General features: G+C 70.3%; 24 protein-coding genes. 17 read left to right on the top strand and 7 right to left on the bottom strand.

All coding sequences use genetic code 11. The annotated features are described in order from the left end of the window. The first annotated feature begins 38 nt into the window (after window positions 1-38). Window positions 39-1565 carry a S1C family serine protease gene (locus FHX45_RS11540; RefSeq protein ID WP_167099923.1) on the top strand — a complete coding sequence of 509 codons (1527 nt, stop codon included), beginning with the start codon at window positions 39-41 and terminating at the stop codon, window positions 1563-1565. A gap of 102 nt (window positions 1566-1667) precedes the next feature. Further along, complete coding sequence (tatB, locus tag FHX45_RS11535) at window positions 1668-2078, top strand: Sec-independent protein translocase protein TatB (protein ID WP_167099920.1); 411 nt, start codon at window positions 1668-1670, stop codon at window positions 2076-2078. 134 nt (window positions 2079-2212) lie between these two features. Here the strand turns inward: tatB and FHX45_RS11530 are convergent, their stop codons facing one another. Genes FHX45_RS11530 through FHX45_RS11520 form a run of 3 tightly spaced genes read right to left on the bottom strand, consistent with a single transcriptional unit; the run spans window position 2213 to window position 5183 of the window. Then, window positions 2213-3367 (bottom strand): P-loop NTPase, encoded by a 1155-nt coding sequence (locus tag FHX45_RS11530; protein ID WP_167099917.1) that lies wholly within the window; start codon window positions 3365-3367, stop codon window positions 2213-2215. Window positions 3368-3376: 9 nt separating this feature from the next. Next, on the bottom strand, window positions 3377-3898 hold the full coding sequence (locus tag FHX45_RS11525) for a DUF1003 domain-containing protein (protein ID WP_167099914.1): 522 nt from the start codon (window positions 3896-3898) through the stop codon (window positions 3377-3379). Further along, window positions 3891-5183: a magnesium transporter MgtE N-terminal domain-containing protein gene (locus FHX45_RS11520; protein WP_167099911.1), complete on the bottom strand. Its 1293-nt coding sequence runs from the start codon at window positions 5181-5183 to the stop codon at window positions 3891-3893. Before FHX45_RS11520 ends, FHX45_RS11525 begins: the two co-directional genes overlap by 8 nt. 344 nt (window positions 5184-5527) lie before the next feature. Here FHX45_RS11520 and FHX45_RS11515 point away from each other — a divergent pair, with 344 nt between their 5' ends. The 8 genes from FHX45_RS11515 (at window position 5528) to FHX45_RS28385 (ending at window position 14280) form a co-directional block, all read left to right on the top strand. Continuing rightward, on the top strand, window positions 5528-6361 hold the full coding sequence (locus tag FHX45_RS11515) for a slipin family protein (RefSeq protein ID WP_167099908.1): 834 nt from the start codon (window positions 5528-5530) through the stop codon (window positions 6359-6361). Window positions 6362-6438: 77 nt separating this feature from the next. After that, window positions 6439-7662: an acyl-CoA dehydrogenase family protein gene (locus tag FHX45_RS11510; protein ID WP_167099905.1), complete on the top strand. Its 1224-nt coding sequence runs from the start codon at window positions 6439-6441 to the stop codon at window positions 7660-7662. Window positions 7663-7746: 84 nt separating this feature from the next. Then, window positions 7747-8280, top strand: coding sequence for a YflT domain-containing protein (locus tag FHX45_RS11505; protein ID WP_167099902.1), 534 nt, complete (start codon window positions 7747-7749; stop codon window positions 8278-8280). A gap of 157 nt (window positions 8281-8437) precedes the next feature. Next, entirely contained in the window at window positions 8438-9754 is a 1317-nt protein-coding gene (locus FHX45_RS11500) for an ABC transporter substrate-binding protein (RefSeq protein ID WP_167099899.1), read from the top strand. Further along, window positions 9751-10701: an ABC transporter permease subunit gene (locus FHX45_RS11495; RefSeq protein ID WP_167099896.1), complete on the top strand. Its 951-nt coding sequence runs from the start codon at window positions 9751-9753 to the stop codon at window positions 10699-10701. Before FHX45_RS11500 ends, FHX45_RS11495 begins: the two co-directional genes overlap by 4 nt. Continuing rightward, window positions 10701-11543 carry a carbohydrate ABC transporter permease gene (locus tag FHX45_RS11490; protein ID WP_167099893.1) on the top strand — a complete coding sequence of 281 codons (843 nt, stop codon included), beginning with the start codon at window positions 10701-10703 and terminating at the stop codon, window positions 11541-11543. Before FHX45_RS11495 ends, FHX45_RS11490 begins: the two co-directional genes overlap by 1 nt. 4 nt (window positions 11544-11547) lie before the next feature. Further along, window positions 11548-12732: an ABC transporter ATP-binding protein gene (locus FHX45_RS11485; protein WP_167099890.1), complete on the top strand. Its 1185-nt coding sequence runs from the start codon at window positions 11548-11550 to the stop codon at window positions 12730-12732. Window positions 12733-12879: 147 nt separating this feature from the next. Next, the gene (locus tag FHX45_RS28385) at window positions 12880-14280 is read left to right on the top strand and encodes a nitroreductase family protein (RefSeq protein WP_167099887.1); all 1401 of its coding nucleotides are present in this window, start codon (window positions 12880-12882) and stop codon (window positions 14278-14280) included. Window positions 14281-14288: 8 nt separating this feature from the next. On the opposite strand, the gene FHX45_RS11475 is transcribed toward FHX45_RS28385, so the two are convergent. The 3 genes from FHX45_RS11475 to corA all read right to left on the bottom strand — a co-directional run bounded on the left by FHX45_RS11475 (window position 14289) and on the right by corA (window position 17061). Continuing rightward, window positions 14289-15137 (bottom strand): ParB N-terminal domain-containing protein, encoded by an 849-nt coding sequence (locus FHX45_RS11475; RefSeq protein WP_167099884.1) that lies wholly within the window; start codon window positions 15135-15137, stop codon window positions 14289-14291. Further along, window positions 15134-15802, bottom strand: coding sequence for a metallophosphoesterase family protein (locus tag FHX45_RS11470; protein WP_167099881.1), 669 nt, complete (start codon window positions 15800-15802; stop codon window positions 15134-15136). The genes FHX45_RS11475 and FHX45_RS11470 overlap by 4 nt, the downstream gene beginning before the upstream one ends. A gap of 173 nt (window positions 15803-15975) precedes the next feature. Next, complete coding sequence (gene corA / locus FHX45_RS11465) at window positions 15976-17061, bottom strand: magnesium/cobalt transporter CorA (RefSeq protein ID WP_167099879.1); 1086 nt, start codon at window positions 17059-17061, stop codon at window positions 15976-15978. Window positions 17062-17374: 313 nt separating this feature from the next. On the opposite strand from corA, the gene FHX45_RS11460 reads away from it, so the two are divergent. From FHX45_RS11460 to FHX45_RS11450, 3 genes are read left to right on the top strand one after another with little or no spacing between them, the layout of a single operon-like run. Further along, window positions 17375-17878 carry a MaoC family dehydratase gene (locus tag FHX45_RS11460; RefSeq protein ID WP_167099876.1) on the top strand — a complete coding sequence of 168 codons (504 nt, stop codon included), beginning with the start codon at window positions 17375-17377 and terminating at the stop codon, window positions 17876-17878. Window positions 17879-17888: 10 nt separating this feature from the next. Beyond that, window positions 17889-18992, top strand: coding sequence for a DUF2332 domain-containing protein (locus tag FHX45_RS11455; protein WP_167099873.1), 1104 nt, complete (start codon window positions 17889-17891; stop codon window positions 18990-18992). 39 nt (window positions 18993-19031) lie between these two features. Continuing rightward, complete coding sequence (locus FHX45_RS11450) at window positions 19032-20624, top strand: acyl--CoA ligase family protein (RefSeq protein ID WP_167099870.1); 1593 nt, start codon at window positions 19032-19034, stop codon at window positions 20622-20624. Window positions 20625-20881: 257 nt separating this feature from the next. On the opposite strand, the gene FHX45_RS11445 is transcribed toward FHX45_RS11450, so the two are convergent. Further along, window positions 20882-21283, bottom strand: a complete 402-nt coding sequence (locus FHX45_RS11445; protein WP_167099867.1) for an NUDIX hydrolase — start codon at window positions 21281-21283, stop codon at window positions 20882-20884. Window positions 21284-21453: 170 nt separating this feature from the next. Here FHX45_RS11445 and FHX45_RS11440 point away from each other — a divergent pair, with 170 nt between their 5' ends. From FHX45_RS11440 to FHX45_RS11425, 4 genes are read left to right on the top strand one after another with little or no spacing between them, the layout of a single operon-like run. Beyond that, window positions 21454-21618, top strand: a complete 165-nt coding sequence (locus FHX45_RS11440; RefSeq protein WP_167099864.1) for a hypothetical protein — start codon at window positions 21454-21456, stop codon at window positions 21616-21618. A gap of 20 nt (window positions 21619-21638) precedes the next feature. Then, window positions 21639-22199 (top strand): PH domain-containing protein, encoded by a 561-nt coding sequence (locus FHX45_RS11435; RefSeq protein WP_167099862.1) that lies wholly within the window; start codon window positions 21639-21641, stop codon window positions 22197-22199. Window positions 22200-22255: 56 nt separating this feature from the next. Further along, window positions 22256-23104, top strand: a complete 849-nt coding sequence (locus FHX45_RS11430; protein WP_167099859.1) for a PHP domain-containing protein — start codon at window positions 22256-22258, stop codon at window positions 23102-23104. A 2-nt stretch (window positions 23105-23106) separates the two neighbouring features. Further along, on the top strand, window positions 23107-23736 hold the full coding sequence (locus FHX45_RS11425) for a MarC family protein (protein WP_167099856.1): 630 nt from the start codon (window positions 23107-23109) through the stop codon (window positions 23734-23736). The last annotated feature ends 7 nt before the right edge of the window (window positions 23737-23743 follow it).

Below are 23743 nucleotides of genomic sequence, written 5' to 3'. Positions count from 1 at the left end.
CGCGCCGACAGCACGACGAGCCAGCCACCCGGGGAACGATGAGTCAGCCGAATCCGCCACAGGACAGCGCGCCGCAGGCCGAACCGCGGCTGGCGCCGCGGCCCCTGGCGCGGCCGCCGGTGGATCCGGCCGAGGCGGGTGTGTTCGGCCGTCCGCGCGGCGTGGACGGCGCGTTCGACAAGCTTTACACCCCCGGCACGCGCAACGGCGACAAGGTGGCCGCGGCTCCGCCCGCGCCCGAATCGCTCGCCGAGGCGTTCGGCCGCCCGCCCGGCGCCGAGGACGTCCAGCTCCAGCGCCCCGCCGGGGACAACGGCAGGCGGCCGGGTGGTGATCCGGAGCCACCGCTGTGGTCGCGCGTCACCGACCCGTGGCGCGATCCGGGATCCGCGGCGGTGCTGGGCCGGCCCGCGCTGGAGCCCGGTGACGAGGACAACGCGGACGCCACCCGCCCGCGCAGCGCCCAGCTGTCCCTGCCCGAGCTGCTGTTCGGCCGCCGGGTCAAGCCGGTCGCGCTGGGCCTGCTCGGGGTGGTCTGCCTGCTCATCGGTGCGGTCGGCGGTCTGATCGGCTGGTGGCTGGGCGGCGCGGGTGATGCACTGACCGGGTCGGCGACGATCTCCGAGGCCGAGGCGGGCAAGGAGCGCGCGCCCGGGTCGATCGCGGACATCGCGCAACGGGTCGCGCCCGCGGTGCTCTCCATCGAGGTCAAGTCCGGTCAGTCCGGCAGTGTCGGCTCGGGGGTCGTGATCGACCCGCAGGGCTACGCGATCACGAACAACCACGTCGTCTCGCTGGCCACGAGCGACCCGCAGGCCAAGATCACCGCGGTGTTCACCGACGGCACCCGCACCGAGGCGCGCATCGTCGGGACGGACCCGAAGACCGACCTCGCGGTGATCAAGGTCGCGGTGCGCAACCCGGTCGTGCTGCAGATCGGCGATCCGGCCAAGCTCGAGCCGGGCGATTCGGTGATCGCCGTCGGCTCGCCGCTGGGTCTGGAGAACACCGTGACATCGGGCATCGTGAGCGCGCTGCACCGGCCGGTCACCGCGGCGGGGGACAACGGTGAGCCACCGGTCACCTACGACGCCATCCAGACCGACGCGCCGATCAACCGCGGCAACTCCGGCGGGGCGCTGGTCGACTCGACGGGCGCGCTGGTCGGCATCAACTCCTCGATCCGCACCGACGGCGGTGCGGACGGTTCCGGCGGCAGCATCGGCATCGGGTTCGCGATCCCCGCCGACGACGCCATCAAGATCGCACGCACGCTCATCAGCAGTGGCCAGGTCAGGCACTCCGACATCGGGGTCAACGCGGCGTCGGTCGCGGCGGAGACGTCGGAGGGCGCGCAGGTGCTCAACGTCGCCGACGGCGGTCCGGCCGCCCGGGCCGGCATCGCGGAGGGTGACGTCATCACCAAGCTCGGCGGCCGGCTGGTCCGCAACGCGGCCGAGCTGACGGTGGCGGTGCGGCAGCACGGGATCGGCGAAACCGTGCCGGTGCAGCTGGTGCGCCAGGGCCGCGCGCTGGTCGTGGATGTGACGCTGGGCTCGGACTGACAGCCCGGTGGACGCGCGGTGAACTCCTCTCGGCAGCCCCGGACGGGCTGGGTGACGAGGTAATCTGAGGAAGCTACGGCCGGGTGAGGCGGAGGTTCGCGAATGTTCGACAGCGTTGGCTGGGGCGAGATCCTCGTCCTCATCGTCGCGGGCCTGTTCATCCTCGGGCCGGAGCGCCTGCCCGAAGCGGCCGCGTGGCTGGGCCGCAACGTGCGGAAGGTGCGCGAGTTCGCGAACGGGGCGCGGCAGCAGCTCAAGGAGGAGATGGGCTCGGACTTCGAGCAGTTCCAGAAGCCGCTCGAGGATCTGCGGCAGCTGCGCAACTTCGATCCCCGCCGCGCGGTGACGCAGCACCTGTTCGACGGCGACCCGGACCCGCTCGGGATCAACGGCCTGTCCGGCGGCAGCACGAAGCCCAACGGTTACCCCGCGGCCACCAGCCCGACCGCGAAGGCGGAGCCGGAGACCCTCAAGCCCGGCGAGAAGCCCCCGGTGGACCCGGACGCCACCTGAGCCGGGGCTCGCTGTTGCGCGTTGACTCGCCGGTCAGCGCGAGCGGAGCCGGAACGCGAACGGGCTGAAGCGCACCGGCCAACACGGCGCCCGCAGCGGCGAACACGGCGCCGGGAGTGGCGTCGGGCTCCTGATCAGCGGCCGCTGGGGCTGAGGTTCAGCATCTTGCCGGCCAGGCCGCGGGCCCGGACGGACAGCTTCTTCGCCACGTCGCGCAGCACCTCCGACGCCGGGGCGTCCGGTTCGGCCAGCACGAGAGGCGTTCCGGCGTCCCCTTGCTCGCGCAGCCGCGGGTCGAGCGGGACCTGGCCCAGCAGCGGCACCTCGGTGCCCACCGACTTGCTCAGCGACTCCGCCACCGTCCGGCCGCCGCCCGAACCGAAGATCTCCATGCGCTCCCCGGACGGCGTCTCCAGCCACGACATGTTCTCGATGACGCCGGCCAGCCGCTGCCGCGTCTGCATGGCGATCGCACCCGCGCGTTCGGCCACCTCGGCGGCGGCCTGCTGCGGGGTCGTCACGACCAGGATCTCCGCGTTCGGGATCAGCTGTGCCACCGAGATCGCGATGTCACCGGTGCCCGGTGGCAGGTCGAGCAGCAGGATGTCCAGGTCGCCCCAGAACACGTCGGCGAGGAACTGCTGCAACGCCCGGTGCAGCATCGGGCCGCGCCACACCACAGGGGTGTTGCCCGGGGTGAACATGCCGATCGAGATGACCTTCACGCCGTGCGCCTGCGGCGGCATGATCATCTGCTCGACCTTGGTCGGCTTCTCGCGCGCGCCCAGCATGCGCGGCACCGAGTGCCCGTAGATGTCCGCGTCGACGACCCCCACCGACAGCCCGCGCTGCGCCATCGCCACCGCGAGGTTGACCGTCACGCTGGACTTGCCGACCCCGCCCTTGCCGGACGCCACGCAGTACACCCGCGTCATCGAGCCGGGCTGGGCGAACGGGATGACCGGCTCCGCCGCGTCCCCACGCAGCTGTTTCCGCAGCTTGGTGCGCTGCTCGTCGCTCATCACGTCGAGCTCGACCCGCACCTCCCGCACCCCGTCGAGCTTGCCGACCGCGGCCTGGGTGTCCTTGGTGATCGTGTCCTTCAGCGGACAACCGGCCACCGTCAGGTACACCGAGACGGTCACGACGCCGGCAGTGTCTCCCGAGCCGACCGTGACGTCCTTGACCATGCCGAGTTCCGTGATGGGCTTGCGGATCTCGGGGTCGTGAACGTCCTTCAGCGCCGCGCGGACGTCCTCGACGCTGGGGATCTGCTGCGTACTGGTCACCCCACCATGCTACGGACCGGTAGTGGCATCCGCCTGGGCCCTATTGCCTTTGCCACGCCGGGGCTTGGTGTTGAGGTCCTCGCGCAGCTTGTCCAGCTCCCCGCGCAGGTAGTCGCGGGTGGCGACCTCGCCGACGGCCAGGCGCAGCGCCGCCAGTTCGCGCGCCAGGAACTCGGTGTCGGCCTTGGTCTGCGCCGCCCGGTGCCGGTCCTCCTCCAGCGACACCCGGTCGCGGTCGTCCTGCCGGTTCTGCGCCAGCAGGATCAGCGGCGCGGCGTACGCGGCCTGGGTGGAAAACGCCAGGTTGAGCAGGATGAACGGGTACGGGTCCCAGCGCAGCGTGGCCGCGCCGAGGTTGATCGCGATCCAGACGACGACGATCAGGGTCTGCCAGAACAAGTACTTCCCGGTTCCGAGGAACCGGGCCAGCCGCTCCGACACCCGGCCGAAACTGTCCGGGTCGATGCTTACCAGAAGACCCCGCCCGGCGCGGGGTTGGTCGAGACGGCGGCGCGTGGTCAGCTCAGGCACTGTCGATCTCCTGTCCTTCGGTGATGTCGTGCAGCCCGGTCTCCCGCCAGCCGTCCGGCAGCAGGTGGTCGAGCAGGTCGTCGACGGTGACGGCCCCCAGCAGGTGGTCCTGGTCGTCCACGACCGGGCCGCAGGCGAGGTTGTAGGCCGCGAAGTACCGGGTGATCTCGGGCAGCGTGGCGTCGGGGCCGAGCGCGGGCAGGTCGGTGTCCACGGCGGTGGCGACCAGCTCCGCCGGTGGCTCCCGCAGCAGGCGCTGGAAGTGCACGCAGCCGACGTACCGCCCGGTGGGGGTTTCGGTGGGCGGGCGGCATACGAACACCAGGCTGGCTATCGCGGCGGGCAGGTCCGGGTTGCGGATGTGGGCCAGTGCTTCGGCGATCGTGGCGTCCGGGGTGAGGACGACCGGTTCCGGCGTCATCAGGCCGCCGGCGGTGTCCGAGGAGTAGGTGAGCAGCCGTTTCAACGGCTCGGACTCGTCGGGGTGCATCAGGTCGAGCAGCCTGCTCTGGTCGGCCGGTGCGAGCTCGGCGAGCAGGTCGGCGGCGTCGTCCGGGTTCATCGCTTCGAGGATGTCGGCGGCGCGTTCCTCGGCCAGGTGCGCGAGCAGCTCCTTCTGGTCCTCCTCGGGCAGCTCCTCCAGCACGTCCGCGAGCCGCTCGTCGTCCATCGAGTCGACCACCTCGTGCCGCCGCTTGGTCGGCAGGTCGCGCATCGTCGCCGCGATGTCCACCGCGCGCATCGTGTCGAACAGCATCAGCAGCTGACCGGCGCCCTGCGGCTGGCCGGTCAGATCGGTCAGGCCGAGGCCGCGCACGTCCGACCACGGCAGGACCTGCAGCGCCGACCGCCGGCGGCCCAGCCCGAGCCGGGTGGCGCGTTCCCGCACCGCGAGCTTCGTCAGCACCCAGTCCCGGCTGCGCAGCGGTTCCATGGCCGCGTCGGCGACGGTGACCCGCGCACCGGTGGACGCCAGGTGCGCCTGGGCGTCGATGAGCTGCCCGAGCACGAGCACCTCGTTGGGGCGCCGGTGGAACCGGCGCATGTTGACCGAACCGGTGGCGAGCGTGACGGCGTTGGGCTCGATCGCGGTGACCCGGAGCATGGGGACGAAGACCCGGCGCCGGGTGGCGAGCTCGACGACGAGCCCCAGCACCCGCGGCGGCTGCTGGTCGAGCCGGAGGCCGGCGACCAGGTCGCGTGCCTTGCCGATCGACTCGCCGTCCGGCCCGAACACCGGCAGGCCGGCCAGCTGGGCGGCGAAGACCCTGTTCACTCCAGCCATGCCGTCACACTATTCGAGCGCCGCGCGCTCGGCGATCTCAGCGCGTGCCCGCGCGCGGGCACCGGCCGGGGGCGCGGGCCGCCGCCGGGCCGTGCTTCCACTGTGGACCGGGTGGACCGGTTCCACGGCAGGGAATCGGGGCCCGCGCGCCGGGCGTGCCGGAACGCCCGAGCCGTCCCAGGTGGACAGTTCCGCCGGTTCGTCCCCGGTGTCCGGGCCCGTCGGGGCACCGGGGGACGAACGGGGCCGCATCCGCGGGCCGCGCGGGGCCCTGATCAGGCACTTCCCATCCGCTGTGACGGGGGTAACATCGCGTCAAGGGACACGCACCCCCGGGAGCCGCCATGCTGGCCGAAATCATCTCCATCGTCGCCGCGGTGGGAGTCACCGGGCTCGCCACCAGCGTCCGCATCATCCGGCAGTACGAACGCGGACTGGTCTACCGGTTCGGCCGGGTCCGGCCCGCCGTCCGCGAGCCCGGCATGACCCTGCTGGTGCCGGGCGCCGACCGGTTGCAGAAGGTGAACATGCAGATCGTCACCCTGCCGGTGCCGGCGCAGGAGGGCATCACGCGGGACAACGTCACGGTCCGCGTGGACGCGGTCGTGTACTTCAAGGTCATCGACCCGGTGGTCGCCGCGATCAACGTGCAGGACTACCGGTTCGCCGTCGGGCAGGTGGCGCAGACGTCGCTGCGCTCGATCATCGGCAAGAGCGACCTGGACGACCTGTTGTCCAACCGCGAGCGCCTCAACCAGGGGCTCGAGCTGATGATCGACAGCCCGGCCCTGGACTGGGGCGTGCACATCGACCGGGTGGAGATCAAGGACGTCGCGCTGCCCGAGTCGATGAAGCGCTCGATGTCGCGTCAGGCCGAGGCCGAGCGGGAGCGCCGGGCGCGGGTGATCTCCGCGGACGGCGAGCTGCAGGCGTCGCACAAGCTGTCCGAGGCGGCGGGCGTCATGGCCGACACCCCGGCCGCCTTGCAGCTGCGGCTGCTGGAGACGGTGGTGCAGGTGGCGGCGGAGAAGAACTCCACGCTGGTGCTGCCGTTCCCGGTGGAGCTGCTGCGCTTTCTCGAACGACAGACCACCCAGCCCGACAAGCCGCCCGCCGAGCAGCCGGTGAACGGCCACGCCACGATTCCCCGCCAGTCGGAGGACCGCGCCGCTGGGTGAGACGCGCCATATGCGGGCGGCGGTGCCGACGGCCATACTCGCCGGTAACACGTCCCGCAGACGACAGGAGTCGCCCCATGGCCCGTCTGGCCCAGACCGCCGGCCTCACCGACGTGCAGGCGGAAATCCTGTCCACGGTCCGGTCGTTCGTGGACAAGGAGATCATCCCGCACGCCCAGGAGCTGGAGCACGCGGACGCCTACCCGGCCGACATCGTCGAGGGCATGAAGGAGATGGGGCTGTTCGGGATCACCATCCCGGAGGAGTACGGGGGGCTGGGCGAGTCGCTGCTGACCTACGCGCTGGTGGTGGAGGAGATCGCGCGGGGCTGGATGAGCGTGTCGGGCGTGATCAACACGCACTTCATCGTGGCGCACATGATCTCCCGGCACGGGACGGACGGGCAGAAGCGGAAGTACCTGCCGCGGATGGCGGCCGGGGAAATCCGTGGCTCGTTCTCCATGTCGGAGCCGGACCTCGGCTCCGATGTCGCCGCCATCAAGACCCGGGCGGAGCGCGACGGGGACAGCTACGTCATCGACGGGTCGAAGATGTGGCTGACCAACGGCGGCTCGTCGAACCTGATCGCGCTGCTGGTGCGCACCGACGAGGGTCCTGCCGACGGTGCCGGCGATCAGAAACCGGTGAAGGCGCACGATCGCCTCACCACGTTCCTGGTGGAGAAGCCGGAGGGCTTCGGCGAGGTCGCACCGGGCCTGACCATCCCGGGCAAGATCGACAAAATGGGCTACAAGGGCGTCGACACGACCGAGGCGGTGTTCGACGGCTTCCGGATCCCGGCGTCGCAGGTGCTGGGTGAGGCGCCGGGCCGCGGGTTCGCGTTCATGATGGACGGTATCGAGGTCGGCCGGGTGAACGTCGCGGCGCGGGCGTGCGGCATCGCGATCCGGGCCTTCGAGCTCGCGATCGAGTACGCGCAGCAGCGCCGGACGTTCGGCAAGCCGATCGCGCAGCACCAGGCGATCGCGTTCAAGCTGGCCGAGATGGCCACCAAGGTCGAGGCGGCCCACCTGATGATGGTCAACGCGGCCCGGCTCAAGGACACCGGCGAACGCAACGACGTCGCCGCCGGCATGGCCAAGCTGATCGCCTCGGAGTACTGCGCCGAGGTGACCCAGGATGCGTTCCGCATCCACGGCGGCTACGGCTACTCCAAGGAGTACGAGATCGAACGGCTCATGCGTGAGGCGCCGTTCCTGCTCATCGGCGAGGGCACCAGCGAGATCCAGAAAACCATCATCAGCCGCGGCCTCCTGCGCGACTACCGGTCCCGCTCCTGACCGAAGCCCCTGGAGTGTCGGGTTCGCGTGGTTTCATGGGGGTTGGCAGGATGAAGTCACTCGATCACTACGACAGCACAGGTGATGACCGTGACCAGCCCGTTCAGCTCCGGCGGCCGCCCCGCACAGGGTCTGCCGCGCTTGCCCACCCCGCCCACCGGATGGCCGATCGGGTCGTACGCCACCTACCAGGAGGCGCAGCGGGCCGTCGACTACCTCGCCGACAACCAGTTCGCGGTCGAGGACGTGACCATCGTCGGCGTCGACCTGATGCTCGTGGAGCGGGTGCTGGGCCGGCTGTCGTGGGGCCGCGTCCTGATGACGGGCGCGATGTCGGGCGCCTGGTTCGGCCTGTTCGTGGGCTTCCTGCTGGCGATGTTCGCCTCCGGCGCGACGGTCACCTACCAGCCGATCCTGGTCGGCCTGGCCTCCGGTGTGCTGTTCGGGCTGGTGTTCGCCGCGATCAGCTACGCCTCTTCACGCGGGCGCCGGGACTTCGCGTCGGCGAGCCAGCTCGTGGCCGGCCGGTACGACGTGCTGTGCCAGCCGCGGAACGCCGAGCAGGGCCGCAACCTGCTCGCGAAGCTCGCGATGCGGCCATCCGGGTCAACCGGCTGAATCGTGACCTCCAGCGGTTGCGGGCCGTGATCGCTAGGAATAGTTTGACTTCCCACCGATCGTGCGACCCGGGTTGACAGCCTCGGGTTGCTTGATTGCATGCACGACGGCGTGTGGGGTGGGTCTCCCGCCGGCCGCGTGCCGAGTAGGAGGCCTCATGGGGAACGGAACGGGGCGGGGCAGGCCGCCCGGCAGGATGGCGGCGGTGGTCGGCGCGGGCATGCTGACCGCTGGTCTCGTCACCGCCTGCGGATCCGATCAGGGAATCACGCTCAACCTGTACTACGCGCCGGAGGACACGTTCCAGAAGGTCGTGGACAACTGCAACGCGCAGGCGGCCGGTCGTTACAAGATCGTCTACAACAAGCTCCAGCGCGGCGCCGACGACCAGCGGCTGCAGATGGCGCGCCGGCTCGCCGCCGGTGACAAGGGCCTGGACATCCTGGGCCTGGACGTCACCTGGGTGCCGGAGTTCGCCGAGGCCGGCTGGGCCGAGGAGTGGACGGGCGCGAACAAGGCGCAGGCCGAGGCGGGCGTGCTGCCCGGCCCGCTGGCCACGGCGACCTGGAACGACAAGCTCTACGCGGCCACGAAGAACACCAACGTCCAGCTGCTCTGGTACGACGACCGGATCACGCCGCAGCCACCGGCCACCTGGGACCAGATGATCGGTGAGGCCGAGCAGCTCAAGGCCGCGGGCAAGCCGCACAACATCCTGTTCACCGGCGCCCAGTACGAGGGACTGGTGGTCATCTACAACACCCTGGTCGCCTCCGCGGGCGGGCACATCCTGTCCGCCGACGGGAAGTCCGTCGTGATGGACCAGGGCGCGGTGCAGGCGCTGGAGATCCTCAAACGGGTCACCTCCAGCGGCATCACCGACCCGTCGCTGACGAACCAGAAGGAGGACGACGTCCGGCAGGCGTTCCAGCGCGGGAACGGCGCGTTCGAGCTGAACTGGCCGTTCGTCTACGCGTCCTACGCCGACGAGCAGCCGAAGGACCTCGCGCACTTCAAGTGGTCCACCTACCCGTCCGTCCAGCCCGGCGTCCCGGCGAAAACCACGATCGGTGGCTACGACCTGGCGGTCAGCACCACGTCGCAGCACAAGCCGGAAGCGTTCGAGGCGGCGCTGTGCCTGCGCAACCGGGACAACCAGAAGTTCTCCGCGGTCAAGGACGGTGTCCCGCCGAGCCTGGAGTCCCTCTACACCGACAACACCCCGCTCGACCCGGCCAAACCCGTCGACGCGGACAACAACCCGAGCATGGCCACCGCGTACCCGATGCGGGACACCATCCTCGCCGCGCTCAAGGACTCCGCGGTGCGCCCGCTGACCCCGGCGTACCAGAGCCTGTCGACGGTCATCTCCAAGGTGCTGTCGCCGCCGTCCAAGATCGACCCGCAGAAGACGGCCGACGAGCTGCGCAGCAAGCTGACCGACGCGCTGAACTCGAAAGGGGTGATTCCGTGAGCACGGTCGAGGACGTCTCCGCGACTCCGCGGCAGACCACGGCAAGATCCGGCAAACCGGCGCTGAGCGAAGGGAAGCGGGCGGAGCGGCGGCTGGGGTGGCTGCTCTGCGCACCGGCCGCGATCGTGATGGTCGCGGTCACCGCCTACCCGATCGTGTACTCGGTCTGGCTGTCGTTGCAGCGGTACGACCTGCGGTTCCCGCAGGACACCGCGTTCGTGGGACTCGCGAACTACGCGGCCGTGCTGTCCGATTCCTACTGGTGGACCGCGTTCGCCACCACGATGGTCATCACGGTGATCTCGGTGGCCGTCGAGCTGGTGCTGGGCATGCTGCTGGCGCTGATCATGCACCGCACGCTCGTCGGGCGCGGCCTGGTGCGGACCGTCTCGCTGATCCCGTACGGCATCGTGACCGTGGTCGCGGCGTTCTCGTGGTACTACGCGTGGACGCCGGACACCGGCTACCTGGCGAACACCCTCGCCGGGAACTCGGCGCCGCTGACGCAGTACATCCCGTCGCTGGCGATCATCATCCTCGCCGAGGTGTGGAAGACGACGCCGTTCATGGCGCTGCTGCTGATGGCCGGTCTCGCGCTGGTGCCCGACGACCTGCTCAAGGCGGCGGCGATGGACGGCGCGAACGCGTGGCAGCGGTTCATCAAGGTGATGGTGCCGGTGATGAAGCCGGCGATCCTGGTGGCGCTGCTGTTCCGGACGCTGGACGCGTTCCGCATCTTCGACAACATCTACGTGCTCACCAGCGGGCAGAACAACACGTCGTCGGTGTCCATGCAGACGTACAACAACCTGATCAAGGGTCTGAACCTGGGGATCGGGTCCACGATGTCGGTGCTCATCTTCATCACGGTCGCGATCATCGCGTTCATCTTCATCAAGCTGTTCGGCACCGCGGCGCCGGGCAGTGACCAGGGAGGGAAGCGCTGATGGTGATGGGGGGAGCGGTCACCACCGCCCGCAAGACCCGGTGGACGCTGATCGACATCGTCGTGGTGGTCTACGCGCTGGTCCCGGTGCTGTGGATCCTGTCGTTGTCGCTGAAGACCAAGGACACGATCGACGACGGGAAGTTCATCCCGCGCTCGTGGACGCTGCAGAACTACGGGGACATCTTCCAGACCCTGGACTTCGTGCGGGCGCTGATCAACTCGATCGGCATCGCGCTCATCGCGACGCTGATCGCGGTGGTCCTGGGGACGATGGCGGCGTACGCGATCGCGCGGCTGGACTTCCCCGGCAAGCAGCTGCTGGTCGGCGTCTCGCTGCTGATCGCGATGTTCCCGCAGGTGTCGCTGGTGAGCCCGCTGTTCAACATCGAGCGCACGCTCGGGCTGTTCGACACCTGGCCGGGGCTGATCCTGCCCTACATCACCTTCGCCCTGCCGCTGGCGATCTACACGCTGTCGGCGTTCTTCCGCGAGATCCCGTGGGAGCTGGAGAAGGCGGCCAAGATGGACGGTGCCACGCCGGGGCAGGCGTTCCGGCGGGTGATCGCGCCGCTGGCCGCGCCGGGCGTGTTCACCACGGCCATCCTGGTGTTCATCTTCTGCTGGAACGACTTCCTGTTCGCCATCTCGCTGACCTCGACCAACGCGTCGCGGACGGTGCCGGCGGCGTTGTCGTTCTTCACCGGGGCCTCCCAGTTCGAGGACCCGACCGGGACGATCTGCGCCGCGGCCGTGGTGATCACCGTCCCGATCATCCTGTTCGTGTTGTTCTTCCAGCGCCGCATCGTCGCGGGGCTGACCTCCGGTGCGGTGAAGGGGTAGCGCCATGGCTGAGATCGTGCTGGACAAGGTGAGCAAGCGTTACCCGGACGGCGCGCTCGCCGTGTCCGAAGTGGACCTGCAGATCGCCGACGGTGAGTTCATCATCCTGGTCGGCCCGTCCGGTTGCGGGAAGTCGACCACGCTGAACATGGTGGCCGGGCTGGAGGACATCTCCTCCGGTGAGCTGCGCATCGACGGTGAGCGGATGAACGAGCGGGCGCCGAAGGACCGGGACATCGCGATGGTGTTCCAGTCCTACGCGCTGTACCCGCACATGAGCGTGCGGGAGAACATGGCCTTCCCGCTGCGGCTGGCCAAGGTCGACGACGCGACCGTGAAGGCGAAGGTCGAGGAGGCCGCGGAGATCCTGGACCTGACCCAGCACCTGGATCGCAAGCCGTCCAACCTCTCCGGCGGGCAGCGGCAGCGGGTGGCGATGGGCCGGGCGATCGTGCGCAGCCCCAAGGCGTTCCTGATGGACGAGCCGCTGTCCAACCTGGACGCGAAGCTGCGTGGCCAGATGCGCACGTCGGTGTCGAAGTTGCAGCGCCAGCTCGGCACCACCACGTTGTACGTCACGCACGACCAGACCGAGGCGATGACGCTGGGCGACCGGGTCGTGGTGCTGCGGGCCGGGTACGTGCAGCAGATCGGCTCGCCGCAGTTCCTCTACGACCACCCGCGGAACCTGTTCGTGGCCGGGTTCATCGGGTCGCCGTCGATGAACTTCGTCCCGGCGACGCTCGAGGACGGCAGTCTGAAGAGCGCTCTGGGCACGGTCCAGCTGCCGGACCGGCTGCGCCGGCTGGCGGAGGAGGCGAACGCGCCGCGTGAGCTGATCGCCGGTATCCGGCCGGAGCACTTCGAGGACGCCGGCCTGCTCGACGAGGCGGCCGTCGGCCGGGGCTGCGTGTTCAGCGCGCACGTGGACGTGCTGGAGTCGATGGGCTCGGAGAAGTACGCCTACTTCACCGTCGAGGGCGGCGAGGTGGCCACCACGTCGGAGCTGGCCGAGCTGGCGGCGGACGCCGGGGCGGACGACGTGCCCGGCGGTGGCGCGTCCATCACGGCCCGGCTGTCGCCGTCGTCGGCGGCGCGGGAGGGCGGGTCGCTCGACGTCTGGTTCGACGTGCAGAAGGTCCAGCTGTTCGACCCGGCCTCGGGACGGAACCTGACGTACGAGGAGTGACCGCACCGCGGTGTGCGACGAGGGCCATTCCTCCGGCTGGAGGAGTGGCCCTCTGTCGTTACCAAAGCGAAGTGTGAATTGGCCCACGAGGGTGACGCCTCGTTCGGTAATGTCGAAATACCGTTGGTATTGCGGAAGGAGATTCCGATGACATTGCCGGTCGATGAGGTGCTCACCACCACTCGGGCCGTTCGCAGGCGGCTGCTGCTCGACGTGCCCGTCGAGGAGCAGGTGATCGAAGAGTGCCTGGAGGTCGCCTTGCAGGCGCCCAACGGCGGCAACCGCCAGCCGTGGCGGTGGATCGTCGTGCGGGACGAGGTGCAGCGCGCCAGGATCGCCGAGGTGTACCGGCGGTGCTTCGCCGAGTACGTCGCGGAGCTGGGCAACCCGGGACCGTCCCGGGACCTGGACAGCGCCCGGTTCCTGGCCGACAACCTGCACCGCGTGCCCGTGCTCGTGCTGCCGTGCCTCGTCGCGCCGCGGCTGCCCGAGGGCAGCCAGGCCGGTTCGTGGGGGTCGTTGCTGCCGGCCGCCTGGAGCTACATGCTCGCCGCTCGCACACGCGGGCTCGGCACCGCGTGGACCACCTGCCACCTGCGCCGGGAGGCCGAGATCGCGGACATCCTCGGCCTGCCGCCCGGGATCCGGCAGGGTGTGCTGATCCCGACCGCCTACCACGACGGCGGATCGTTCCGCCCCGCCCGGCGCGCGCCGCTCGCCGACGTGCTCGTGGTCGACCGGTGGCCGCGGCCCGAGCGGCGGACCCGTGAGCTCCTGGCCGACCTCGACGATCCGTTCTTCTTCGACCACGAACTCGACCACCTGCCCGGCATGATGCTCCTGAGCGCCGCGCTCGACCTCGTCCGCCCGGCCGGCGCGGACCCCGCCGTCACCCTGACGCTCGACTTCCGCGGCATGGGCGAGCTGGACGCGCCGGTCCGGCTGTCCGCCGACTCGCCGGACTCCACCGGCCGGCTGTGGCAGGTCCACGCCGACCAGGACGGCAGAACGATCATGACCGGCACGATCGAGCAAGGCGACCCGGCCGAGACCTCGCCGGGGTCGCCCTCCTGGCCCGTGCAGCCCGTCGATCAACGGCTCGTGCACCGCAGGCGCGCGGAGAACGTGTTCGTCGGTGACCTCGTGGAGAGCGAACACGACTGGCGTGTGACCGTGCTGCCGCCGCCCGCCGGGCACCACCTCGACGGCGGGCGGACCGCGGAACGGCTCATCGAAGCGGCGCGGCAGTTCGTGACCCTCCTGGAGTACGCGGACAACCAGCGGCAGGAGGGCACCCGCTTCGTGCTCACCCGGCTCGCCGCCACGGTGCCCGCTGGACCGTCCGCCGGAGCGGTCCTGAGCTGGGCCAAGGCGGGCGAGCGCGGCAACCGGCCGCGCTACGACGTGCAGATCCTCGACGCCGACGGGCGGGCCGTGGGCTCGGTGACGGTGTGCGGCCGGGCCCTCAGCGACGCGGCGTTCCGCAGGCTCCGCGGCCGGCCGGCCCCGCTGGCCACCACGTCACCGGGAAGCGGGGAGCGCGGCTGACCCGGGGCTCAGCGCCGGCGGGAGCGCAGGGCCTCGATGACCTCGTCGTCCCAGCGGTGCGTCCGGATCAGGCGGTAGCGTTCACCCGCGACCCACATGTACGCCTCCGCCTCGGTCCGGTCGCCGATCAGGTCGGCCTGGCGAAGCATCTCCACCACCGGCTGGTACTCCTCCTCGTACCAGCGCTTCGCCACGGCCGGCCGGTCCAGGAACCGTCCCTCGTCCTGCATGAGGCGGAACCCCCACGCCTCCACGTGCTCGCCGAGGTGCGCGTAGTCCCACGGGTCGGTCACCACCACCGACGCGCGGGCCTCGCCCGGCAGCGGCACCCGGGCGAGGAACAACCGCCGGTAGTCCTTGACGATCAGGTCGCCCCGGTACCGGATGCCCTGCGGGTTCAGCTTCGTCCGCACCTCGGTGACCATCGCGTCGATGGTCGTCAGCCCCAGGGCGTAGGCGACCGAAACGCGGTGGTGCCCGTCGATCACGAAGTGCAGGTCACCGACCCGGTACACCTCGATCGGCGGAATGCTCTCGCCGCGGCGGGCCGCCAGCGCGAGCCGTTCCCAGCGTTCCCGCACCCGCCCGGACGTGGGACGGAACCGGCGGTCGAAGTCGCGGCCGCGGTCGACGCTGCCGACGATCGAGCTGAGCGGGATCACCCGCAGCCCGATCCGCCGCTCGCTCAGGTAACCGAGCGCGTCCACCACCTCGTCGAACGGCAGCATGATGTTGACGTCGTCGGGTTCCCGGCGCAGCCAGTTCGCCAGCCGGGACAGCACCTGGCGCCGCCGCGCGCGCAGGAAGTCGTGCTCGGCGTCCGCGCGGGGGAAACCGGTGTCGCGCGCGGCGTTCATGCCCGCACTCCGTGCGGGGTGAACTCGATGACGTGCTTGCCGACGACGTTGCGGACGCGCGTGCCGCCCATCCGGTGCTCCCGGGGATGCTCGCCGTAGGGGTGGATGTGGCCGTGCAGCAACCAGTCCGGCCGCATCTTCGCGACCGCGCCGTGCAGGCAGTCGAACCCGTGGTGCGGCGGGTCCTCGCGGTCGCCGACGCCGCGCGGCGGGGCGTGCGTGAGCAGCACGTCGACCCCGCGTCCGTCGCGGCGGTTCCGGCGCGCGGCCAGCCGGACCAGTCGCCGGGCCCGCCGGGCTTGCTGCGCCTGCGTCCACTGGTTGGGGCCGTCGTTGTAGCGGACCGAACCGCCCAGGCCGGCGATGCGCAGGCCGCACACGTCGACGACCCGGCCGTCGGCGTTGATGCCGCCGGCCGGGCCCGGCCACGCCTGCGGGAAACCGGCGCGCAGGAACAGGCCGCCGTGGCGGGTGAACCCGGACAGGTCCGGGTCGTGGTTGCCGGGCACGAACACGCACGGCACCCCGCCCAACGAGTCGGTCAGGAACTCCAGGTAGTCGAACGGCAGGTCACCGGCGGCCAGCACGAGATCGACCTCGCCGCCCGGGCCGAGACCGGCCCACAGCTGTTCGTCGACCTCGTCGGCGACCACCAGTGCACGCATGACTCCACGATAGGGACTCGTCAGCGGGCCTGCGCGAGTTCCGGGTGGTCGGCGATCAGGACCGCCACCACCGCGATCCACGCGACGGTGAGCGTGAGGGCCCAGAACTTCAGGCTCGTGAGCAGTCTGGTCATCGCTCAACTCCTTCCGGCGAACAGTTCAGGAAACGGGACTCACAGCCAGTTGTTCTTCCTGAATATTCGGTAGAGAAGCAGGCAGATCCCGAGAATCAGCACGAGCACCACCGGATATCCGAAGCGCCAGTGCAACTCGGGCATGAAATCGAAGTTCATCCCGTAAATGCCCGCGATCATCGTCGGCACCGTGATCATCGCGGCCCACGAGGTGATCTTGCGCATGTCGGTGTTCTGCTGGAGCGTGATCTTCGCGACCGTCGCGTCGACCAGCGTGGTCAGCAGCTCGTCGAAGTTGTTCACCCGTTCCGACACGGTGGCCAGGTGGTCGTCGACGTCCCGGAAGTAGGACCGGACCTCCTCCGGCACCAGCCGGGTGAAACCCTCGGCGAGCCGGCGCACCGGCGTGACCAGCGGCAGCACCGCGCGGCGCAGCTCCAGCACCTCGCGTTTCATCAGGTAGATCTGCTCGGCGCTGACGGTCGAGCGGGGCGCGAACACGCGCGTCTCCATCTCGTCGATGTCGTCCTCGATCGATGCGGTGACGTCGAGGTACTGGTCGACGATCAGGTCGGTGATGGCGTGCAGCACCGCGGCCGGCCCGGCGGCCAGGCGCTCCGGGTCCTGGTCGAGGTCGCGGCGCAGCCGGGCGAGGCCCGAATGCGCGCCGTGCCGCACCGTGATGATGAAATCCAGCCCGAGGAACGCCATGAGCTCGCCGGTCTCCACGATCTCGTTGGCCGTGGTCGGCGACTCGTGCTCGACGTAGCGGACCGTCTTGAGCACCATGAACAGCGTGTCGTCGTAGCGCTCCAGCTTGGGCCGCTGGTGCGCCTGGACCGCGTCCTCTACGGCCAGTTCGTGCAGGCCGTAGACGTCCGCGATGCCCTGGATCTGCTGCTGGTCCGGCTCGTGCAGGCCGATCCAGACGAACCCGTCCCGCCTGCGCCGGACCTCCTTGATGGCCTCGGCGTGCGTCCAGCGCCCGGGCAGCCGTGCACCGTCGACGTACACGGCGCAGTCGACGATGTAGGCCGAGACCGGCACGGGCACGGGCGGCTCGACACGGCTGGTGCGGCCGTTGCCCCGGCCGCGCAGGCCACCGAGGGAGGGAATCGCAGGCATGGGATCTCCTGGCTTTCGCAGTGCGTACCACGACCGCCGGGCGGCACAGGTGTCCGCCCGGCACTACCAGCGTTTTCCCGGGAAATTGCGCCTAACGACGGAAACGGGATCCGGTCGTCCGGAGGGAAACGCTGGGTTCACTAGGGAGCGGACTATCGCCACTACTCATCGCGCGTTCCTCACCTCCTCCAGCCGGACCGGCAACGTGGCGGCTGTCGCGTTGACGCACTGCCACCATTGGTCGAGGGTACTCCTCAACATCAGCTGACGTCGCTCCAGGTCGGTGTGGCGTTACCCGCAGGGAGGTCCAGCAGTGCAGTTCGGGCGGTACTTCGAGGAGTTCGAGGTGGGCGCGGTGTACAAGCACTGGCCCGGCAAGACGGTGACCGAATACGACGACCACCTGTTCTGCCTGCTCACCATGAACCACCACCCGCTGCACCTGGACGCCCACTACGCCGGCGAGACCACCGATTTCGGCAAGAACGTGGTGGTGGGCAACTACATCTACTCCCTGCTGCTGGGCATGTCGGTGCCGGACGTGTCGGGCAAGGCGATCGCGAACCTGGAGATCGAATCGCTGCGGCACGTCAAGCCCACGTTCCACGGCGACACCATCTACGGTGAGACCGAGGTGCTGGAGAAGACGCCGTCGAAGTCCAAGGACGACCGCGGCGTGGTGTACGTGGAGACCCGGGGCTACAAGCAGGACGGCACGGTAGTGTGCGTTTTCCGGCGTAAGGTTCTGGTGCCGAAGCAGAACTACGGTGAGGCGCGCGGGGGCGAGCAGCCGGGCCGTCCCGTTCCGCACGAGTGAGGGAGGGCCGGTGGCGATCGGGCTGACCGGGGCCAAGCGGCAGCTGGCGGAGTTCGCGGGGGGCGCGGCGGACGAGTCGCCGCTCTACGAATACCTCGCGTCCCGGGCCGCCGAGGACGACGAGGTGGCCGGCCTGCTTGCCGCCGCGCCGGACAGTGCCAGTCCCGCGCTGCTGTTCGCGGTCGCGCACCGGCTCATCCAGGCCGATCCGATCCACCCGCTGTCGCGCTACTACCCGTCGCTGGGCGGGTTCGACGGCGTGGACGACGGGACCTGGGCGGTGTTCCGCGAGTTCCTGCTCGCCAACGCCGATGTCGCGGCGGAGATGCTCGCGTCCCGGTCGCTGGCGAACAACGAGGTGCGCCGGGCCGCGTGCGCGTTCCCGGCGGTCGCGATGGCCGCCAAGCAGGCCGGCGGCAAGATCGCGCTGCTCGAGGTGGGCACCGCGGGCGGCCTGCTGCTCGGCATGGACAAGTTCGCCTACCGCTACCAGTGCGACGGCGGTGAGCAGCTGGTGGCCGGCCCGGCGAAGGCGGCGGTCGGCCTGCACTGTGCGCTGGACCTGGCGCCCGGCGCGACGCTGCCGAAGCTGCCGAAGAAGCTCACGGTCGCGGCCCGCGCCGGTCTCGACCCGCAGCCGATCGATCTGTCCGATGAGGACGAGCTGGCGTGGCTGGAGGCGTGCGTCTGGGCCGACCAGCCGGACCGGGTGCGGTTGCTGCGGGCGGCCGCGCTCGCCCAGCGCAAGTCGCCGCCGGAGATCATCGCCGCGGACGCGGTCGGCGGGTTCGACGAGGCCGTCTCCCGGTTCCCCGCCGAGCTGCCGCTGGTGGTGCTCACCAGCCGGACGATGGGGCACATACCGGACGGTGACCGCGCGGAGTTCCGGTCCAAGCTCGCGGCCCTGGGCGAGTCCCGTCCACTGTGGTGGGTCATGGACGAGACCTACGAGCACGGTCTGTCGGCGGTCCTGCCGGGCCGGGACGAGCTGGCCTTCGCCGCGGACGGGCTGACCACGCTGGGCCTCGCGCGACCGGTCGCCGGTGGCTGGGACGCCGTCGCGCTGGCCCGCACCACCCGCTACGGCGCCCGGATGACCTGGCTGGCCGCCTAGCTGTTGTGTGATGGCCGCCACTGCGGTGAGGATGTCGTCATGGCTGAGGACACGTGGTTCACCCCGCTCACCCCGCTGGCCTTCCTGGAGCGATCCGCCGAGGTCTTCGGCGACAAGGAGGCGATCGTCCACGGCGAGCGCCGGGTGAGCTACCGCGAGTTCGCCGCCGAGACCACCCGGGTGGCGCACGCGCTGCGGGCGAGCGGCGTCGAGCCCGGTGACCGGGTCGCCTACCTGCTGCCGAACATCCCGGAGATGCTGGTCGCGCACTTCGCGGTGCCGCTCGCCGGCGCGGTGCTGGTGGCGATCAACACCCGGCTCGCGGCGGCCGAGATCCGCTACATCCTCGAGCACTCCGGCGCGAAGGTGCTGGTCGTCGACGCCGCACTGCACTCCTCGGTGCCGCGCGACGCCGCGGTGGACATCGTGACCGTCGTCGACGGAGCTGTTCCCGACCCGGCCGTCGGCGGCATCACCTACGACGAGCTGCTGGCGCGCGGCAGCGACGAGCCGCTGCCGTGGCGTGTCGCGGACGAGCGGTCCACGATCTCGATCAACTACACGTCCGGCACCACCGGGCGGCCCAAGGGCGTCCAGTACCACCACCGCGGCGCCTACCTGAACTCGCTCGCGGAGATCATCCATTCGGGGCACTCGCCGGAGTCGCGGTACCTGTGGACGCTCCCGATGTTCCACTGCAACGGCTGGTGCACCACGTGGGCGGTCACGGCGATCGGCGGCACGCACGTGTGCCTGCGGGCGGTCGACGCGGCGGAGATCTGGCGGCTGCTGGACACCGAGCGGATCACGCACCTCAACGGCGCGCCGACGGTGCTGAACACGATCGCCGGCTACTCGGGCGCGCACCCGCTCGCGCGCGAGGTGGTGGTGACCACGGCGGGCGCACCGCCGTCGCCGACCGTGATCCGCCGGATGACCGACCTCGGCGCCCGGCTGGTGCACGTGTACGGGCTGACCGAGACGTACGGCCCGTACACGGTGTGCGAGCCGCAGGAGGGGTGGCTCGGTCTGGACATCGCCCAGCGCAGCACGCTGATGGCGCGGCAGGGCGTCGGCATGGTGGTCACCGACGGGATCCGCGTGGTTGACGAGCAGATGCGCGACGTGCCCCGCGACGGGGCCACGATGGGCGAGGTCGTGATGCGCGGCAACAACGTGATGTCCGGCTACTTCGCCGACCCGGAGGCGACGGAGAAGGCGTTCCGCGGCGGCTGGTTCCACTCCGGCGATCTGGGCGTGTGGCACCCCGATGGCTACATCCAGCTGCGCGACCGCGCCAAGGACATCATCGTCTCCGGGGGCGAGAACATCTCCACGATCGAGGTCGAGGCGGCGCTGGACTCGCACGAGGCCGTGGCGGAGGTAGCGGTCGTCGGCGTGCCGGACGAGAAGTGGGGCGAGCGGCCGAAGGCGTACGTCGTGTTGCGGCCGGGGGCATCGGTGTCGGCGGACGAGCTGCGGGCGCACGTGCGCAGCCAGATCGCGCGCTTCAAGGTGCCGGACCAGGTCGAGTTCCTGGACGCGCTGCCGAAGACCTCGACCGGCAAGATCCAGAAGTTCCAGCTGCGGGAACGCGAGTGGGGCGGCGCGGAGGCACGCATCCAGGGCTGAGCACCCAACACGCCGCCACGAGCGCCGAACACGCCGCCGCGCGCGGCAAACACACCACCGGGAGCGGCAAACACACCACCGGGAGCGGCAAACACGCCGCCGCCAGCGGCAAACACGCCGCGGGGAGCGGCGAACACGCCGGGTGGGTGGCGTGTTCGCTGTTCGGGTTGGCGTGTTTGCCGTTGCGGGCGGGGTGTTGGCTGGGCGGAGGCGTCCCGCGGGTCGGGCGGGGACGCGCAGTCCGGCGGAAAGCGCAATCAGCAGCGCGGGAGCATCGCCCAGCCGCGGAGCGTGTCGGCCAGCCCATCGGTCAAGGCGAGTGCCGCGAAGGCCGCCGCGTCGACCCAGCGCGCGTCCGCCGCGTCGTCCCCGGCGCGCAGCACACCGCCCTCGACGTGGCAGACGTAGTCGTAGATCTCGTAGCGGCCACGGACCACGTGGCCCGCCAGCTCGTCCGGCCGCACCCGCAGACCGGTCTCCTCGCGCATCTCCCGGACCAGGGCCGCGCCGTCGGTTTCCCCCGGCTCCACCCGTCCGCCGGGGATCGACCACAGCCCGCGCCCGGGCTCGTTCGCGCGCTTGACCAGCAGCAGCCGGCCCGCCGGATCGTGCACGATCCCGCCCACGCACCGCACCCGGGCCCGGCCGCTCGCGCTCATGACCGCAGCCTAGCCCGGCAGGGTGGAAGCGGAGAGTAATCGACCGATGAGATCACACCCGGACACTGACCCAAGCGCGGGACTTACCTCCCGTAACACTGCGGAGTGCGGTACAACGTTACTGGTGACCTTGCCAGTCCGATGCCGGAGTAAGAGACGGGATTGATCTTGTGAACGCGAAGAAGATTGCCGGGCTCGTGGGTATCGCGTTGGTGCTGTTCTTCGTGATCGCCCAGCCGGCCAACGCGGCCAACCTCGTCGGCAACATCGTCGGCTTCCTGCGTGAATCGGCCGAAGCCGTCATCACCTTCGTCAGCAACGTGTTCACTTCGTAGTCGGCCGGTAGGCTGGCTTGATGTTCGCCCCACGGGACCCCGACGAGTACCTGCTCGACACCGAGCGGCGCGTCGTCCGGGTTCGCAGGCACTGGGCGTACCTCGCCTGGGACACGTTCGAGGCGATCGCCCTGCTCGCGATCTGCGTCATGGTGTCCTACCTGCTGCCGCCGTCGCTGTGGGTGGTCCAGAACATCCTCTGGTACGCGGCGCTGCTGGTGGTCCTCGTGTACGCGTTCAAGGTCATCGAGTGGTGGGTCGAACGCCTGGTGGTCACCGACAAGCGGTTCGTGCTCACCACCGGTGTCTTCACCACGAAGGTCGCCATGATGCCGATCTCCAAGGTCACCGACCTGACCTACGAGCGCACGTGGTGGGGCCGGATGTTCGGCTACGGCACGGTCGTGGTCGAGTCCGCGGGTCAGATCCAGGCACTGAACCGCATCGAGTTCCTGCCGAGCCCCGAGGACTTCTACGACACCATCTCCGAGCTCGTGTTCGGCGACAAGCACAAGCAGAGCGAGCGCTTCTCGATGATCAAGGCGCAGCGTCTCGCGCGCGGCAAGAAGATCGTCGGCTGACCGGTCGTCGTGCCTGGTCGGCGGCCTGCCGGCCGGGTAGGCGACAATGTAGGGCGATGCGCATCGACCTGCACACCCACTCCACCGTGTCGGACGGCACGGACACTCCCGCCGAACTCGTGGCCACGGCCGCCGCCGCCGGGCTCGACGTGGTCGCACTGACCGATCACGACACCACTGCCGGCTGGGCCGAGGCGGCCGCCGCGCTCCCGCCAGGCCTCACGCTCGTGCCGGGAGCGGAACTGTCCTGCGTGAGCAGTCTCGGCATCAGCATCCACCTGCTGGCCTACCTGTTCGACCCGACCGCGCCGGCGATCGTGGCCGAGCAGACCCGGCTGCGCCAGGAACGTCGCACCCGGCTGCGGGCGATGGCGGTGCGGATGGCGGCCGACGGACTGCCGATCGATCCGGACGAGCTGCTCGACTCCCTCGGACCGGACTCGCCGGCCGGGCGGCCGCACCTCGCGCAGGCACTGGTGCGGGCCGGGCTGGTGACCAGTGTGGACCAGGCGTTCGCCGAGTACCTCGGCGGCGGCCGCGGCTACTACCTGCCGCGGCAGGACACGCCGGTGGAGCGGGCGATCGAGATGATCGCCGAGGCCGGCGGTGTGACGGTGTTCGCGCACCCGTTCGCGCGCAGCCGCGGCCGGATCGTCTCGCCGGAGGTGATCGCCGACCTGGCGGAGATCGGCCTGACCGGGCTCGAGGTCGACCACCCCAACCACGACGAGGGGACGCGCGCCGAGCTGCGCGGGCTGGCCGGTGAGCTGGGGCTGGTGCGGACCGGATCGAGCGACTACCACGGAACCAACAAGACGATCCCCATCGGTGCCGAGAACACCGATCCGGACCAGTTCGAGGCGTTGATCGACAAGGCGTCGGGCGCCCAGATCGCGGTGGGCTGACCTTGGCCGTCGCCGACTTCTTCGACGTGAAGCTGTTTCTGGCGTCGTCCATCACGCTAGTCGTGATCATGGACCCGCCGGGGACGGTGCCGGTGTTCCTGAGCCTGGTCGGCCGCAAGCCACCGGCGGTGCGGGCACGCGCCGCCCGGCAGGCGGCGCTGGTGTCGCTGCTGGTGATCTCGTTGTTCGCGATCGCGGGGCAGGCCATCCTCGCCTACCTCGGGATCGGGGTGCCGGCGCTGCAGGGCGCCGGCGGCCTGCTGTTGCTGCTGATCGCGCTGGACCTGCTGACCGGACGCGGCGCGACGAGCGAGCCCAACGTGGTCGAGGACGTCAACGTCGCGCTGGTGCCGCTGGGCACTCCGCTGCTGGCCGGGCCGGGCGCCATCGCCGCGACGATCGTCTTCGCCCGGCAAGCGGCCGGGCACGTTGGTGCCTACGTCGCGCTGGCGTGCGCGATCGTCGCGGTGCACCTCGTGATCTACGCGGCCATGCGGTTCTCCGGCCTGGTGATCCGGGTCATCCGGGAAAGCGGTATCACCCTGCTCGCGAAGATCGCGGGCCTGCTCCTGGCCGCGATCGCGGTGGAGCTGGTGGCGAACTCGGTGCGCGGCTTCATCGCGGGCGGCTGATTCCCGG

Origin of the sequence: Amycolatopsis granulosa (genome assembly GCF_011758745.1) — a bacterium.
Classification (GTDB): Bacteria; Actinomycetota; Actinomycetes; order Mycobacteriales; family Pseudonocardiaceae; genus Amycolatopsis_E; species Amycolatopsis_E granulosa.
Note: the sequence above shows the minus strand (reverse complement) of the source record. Positions and strands in the feature narration are given on the sequence as shown.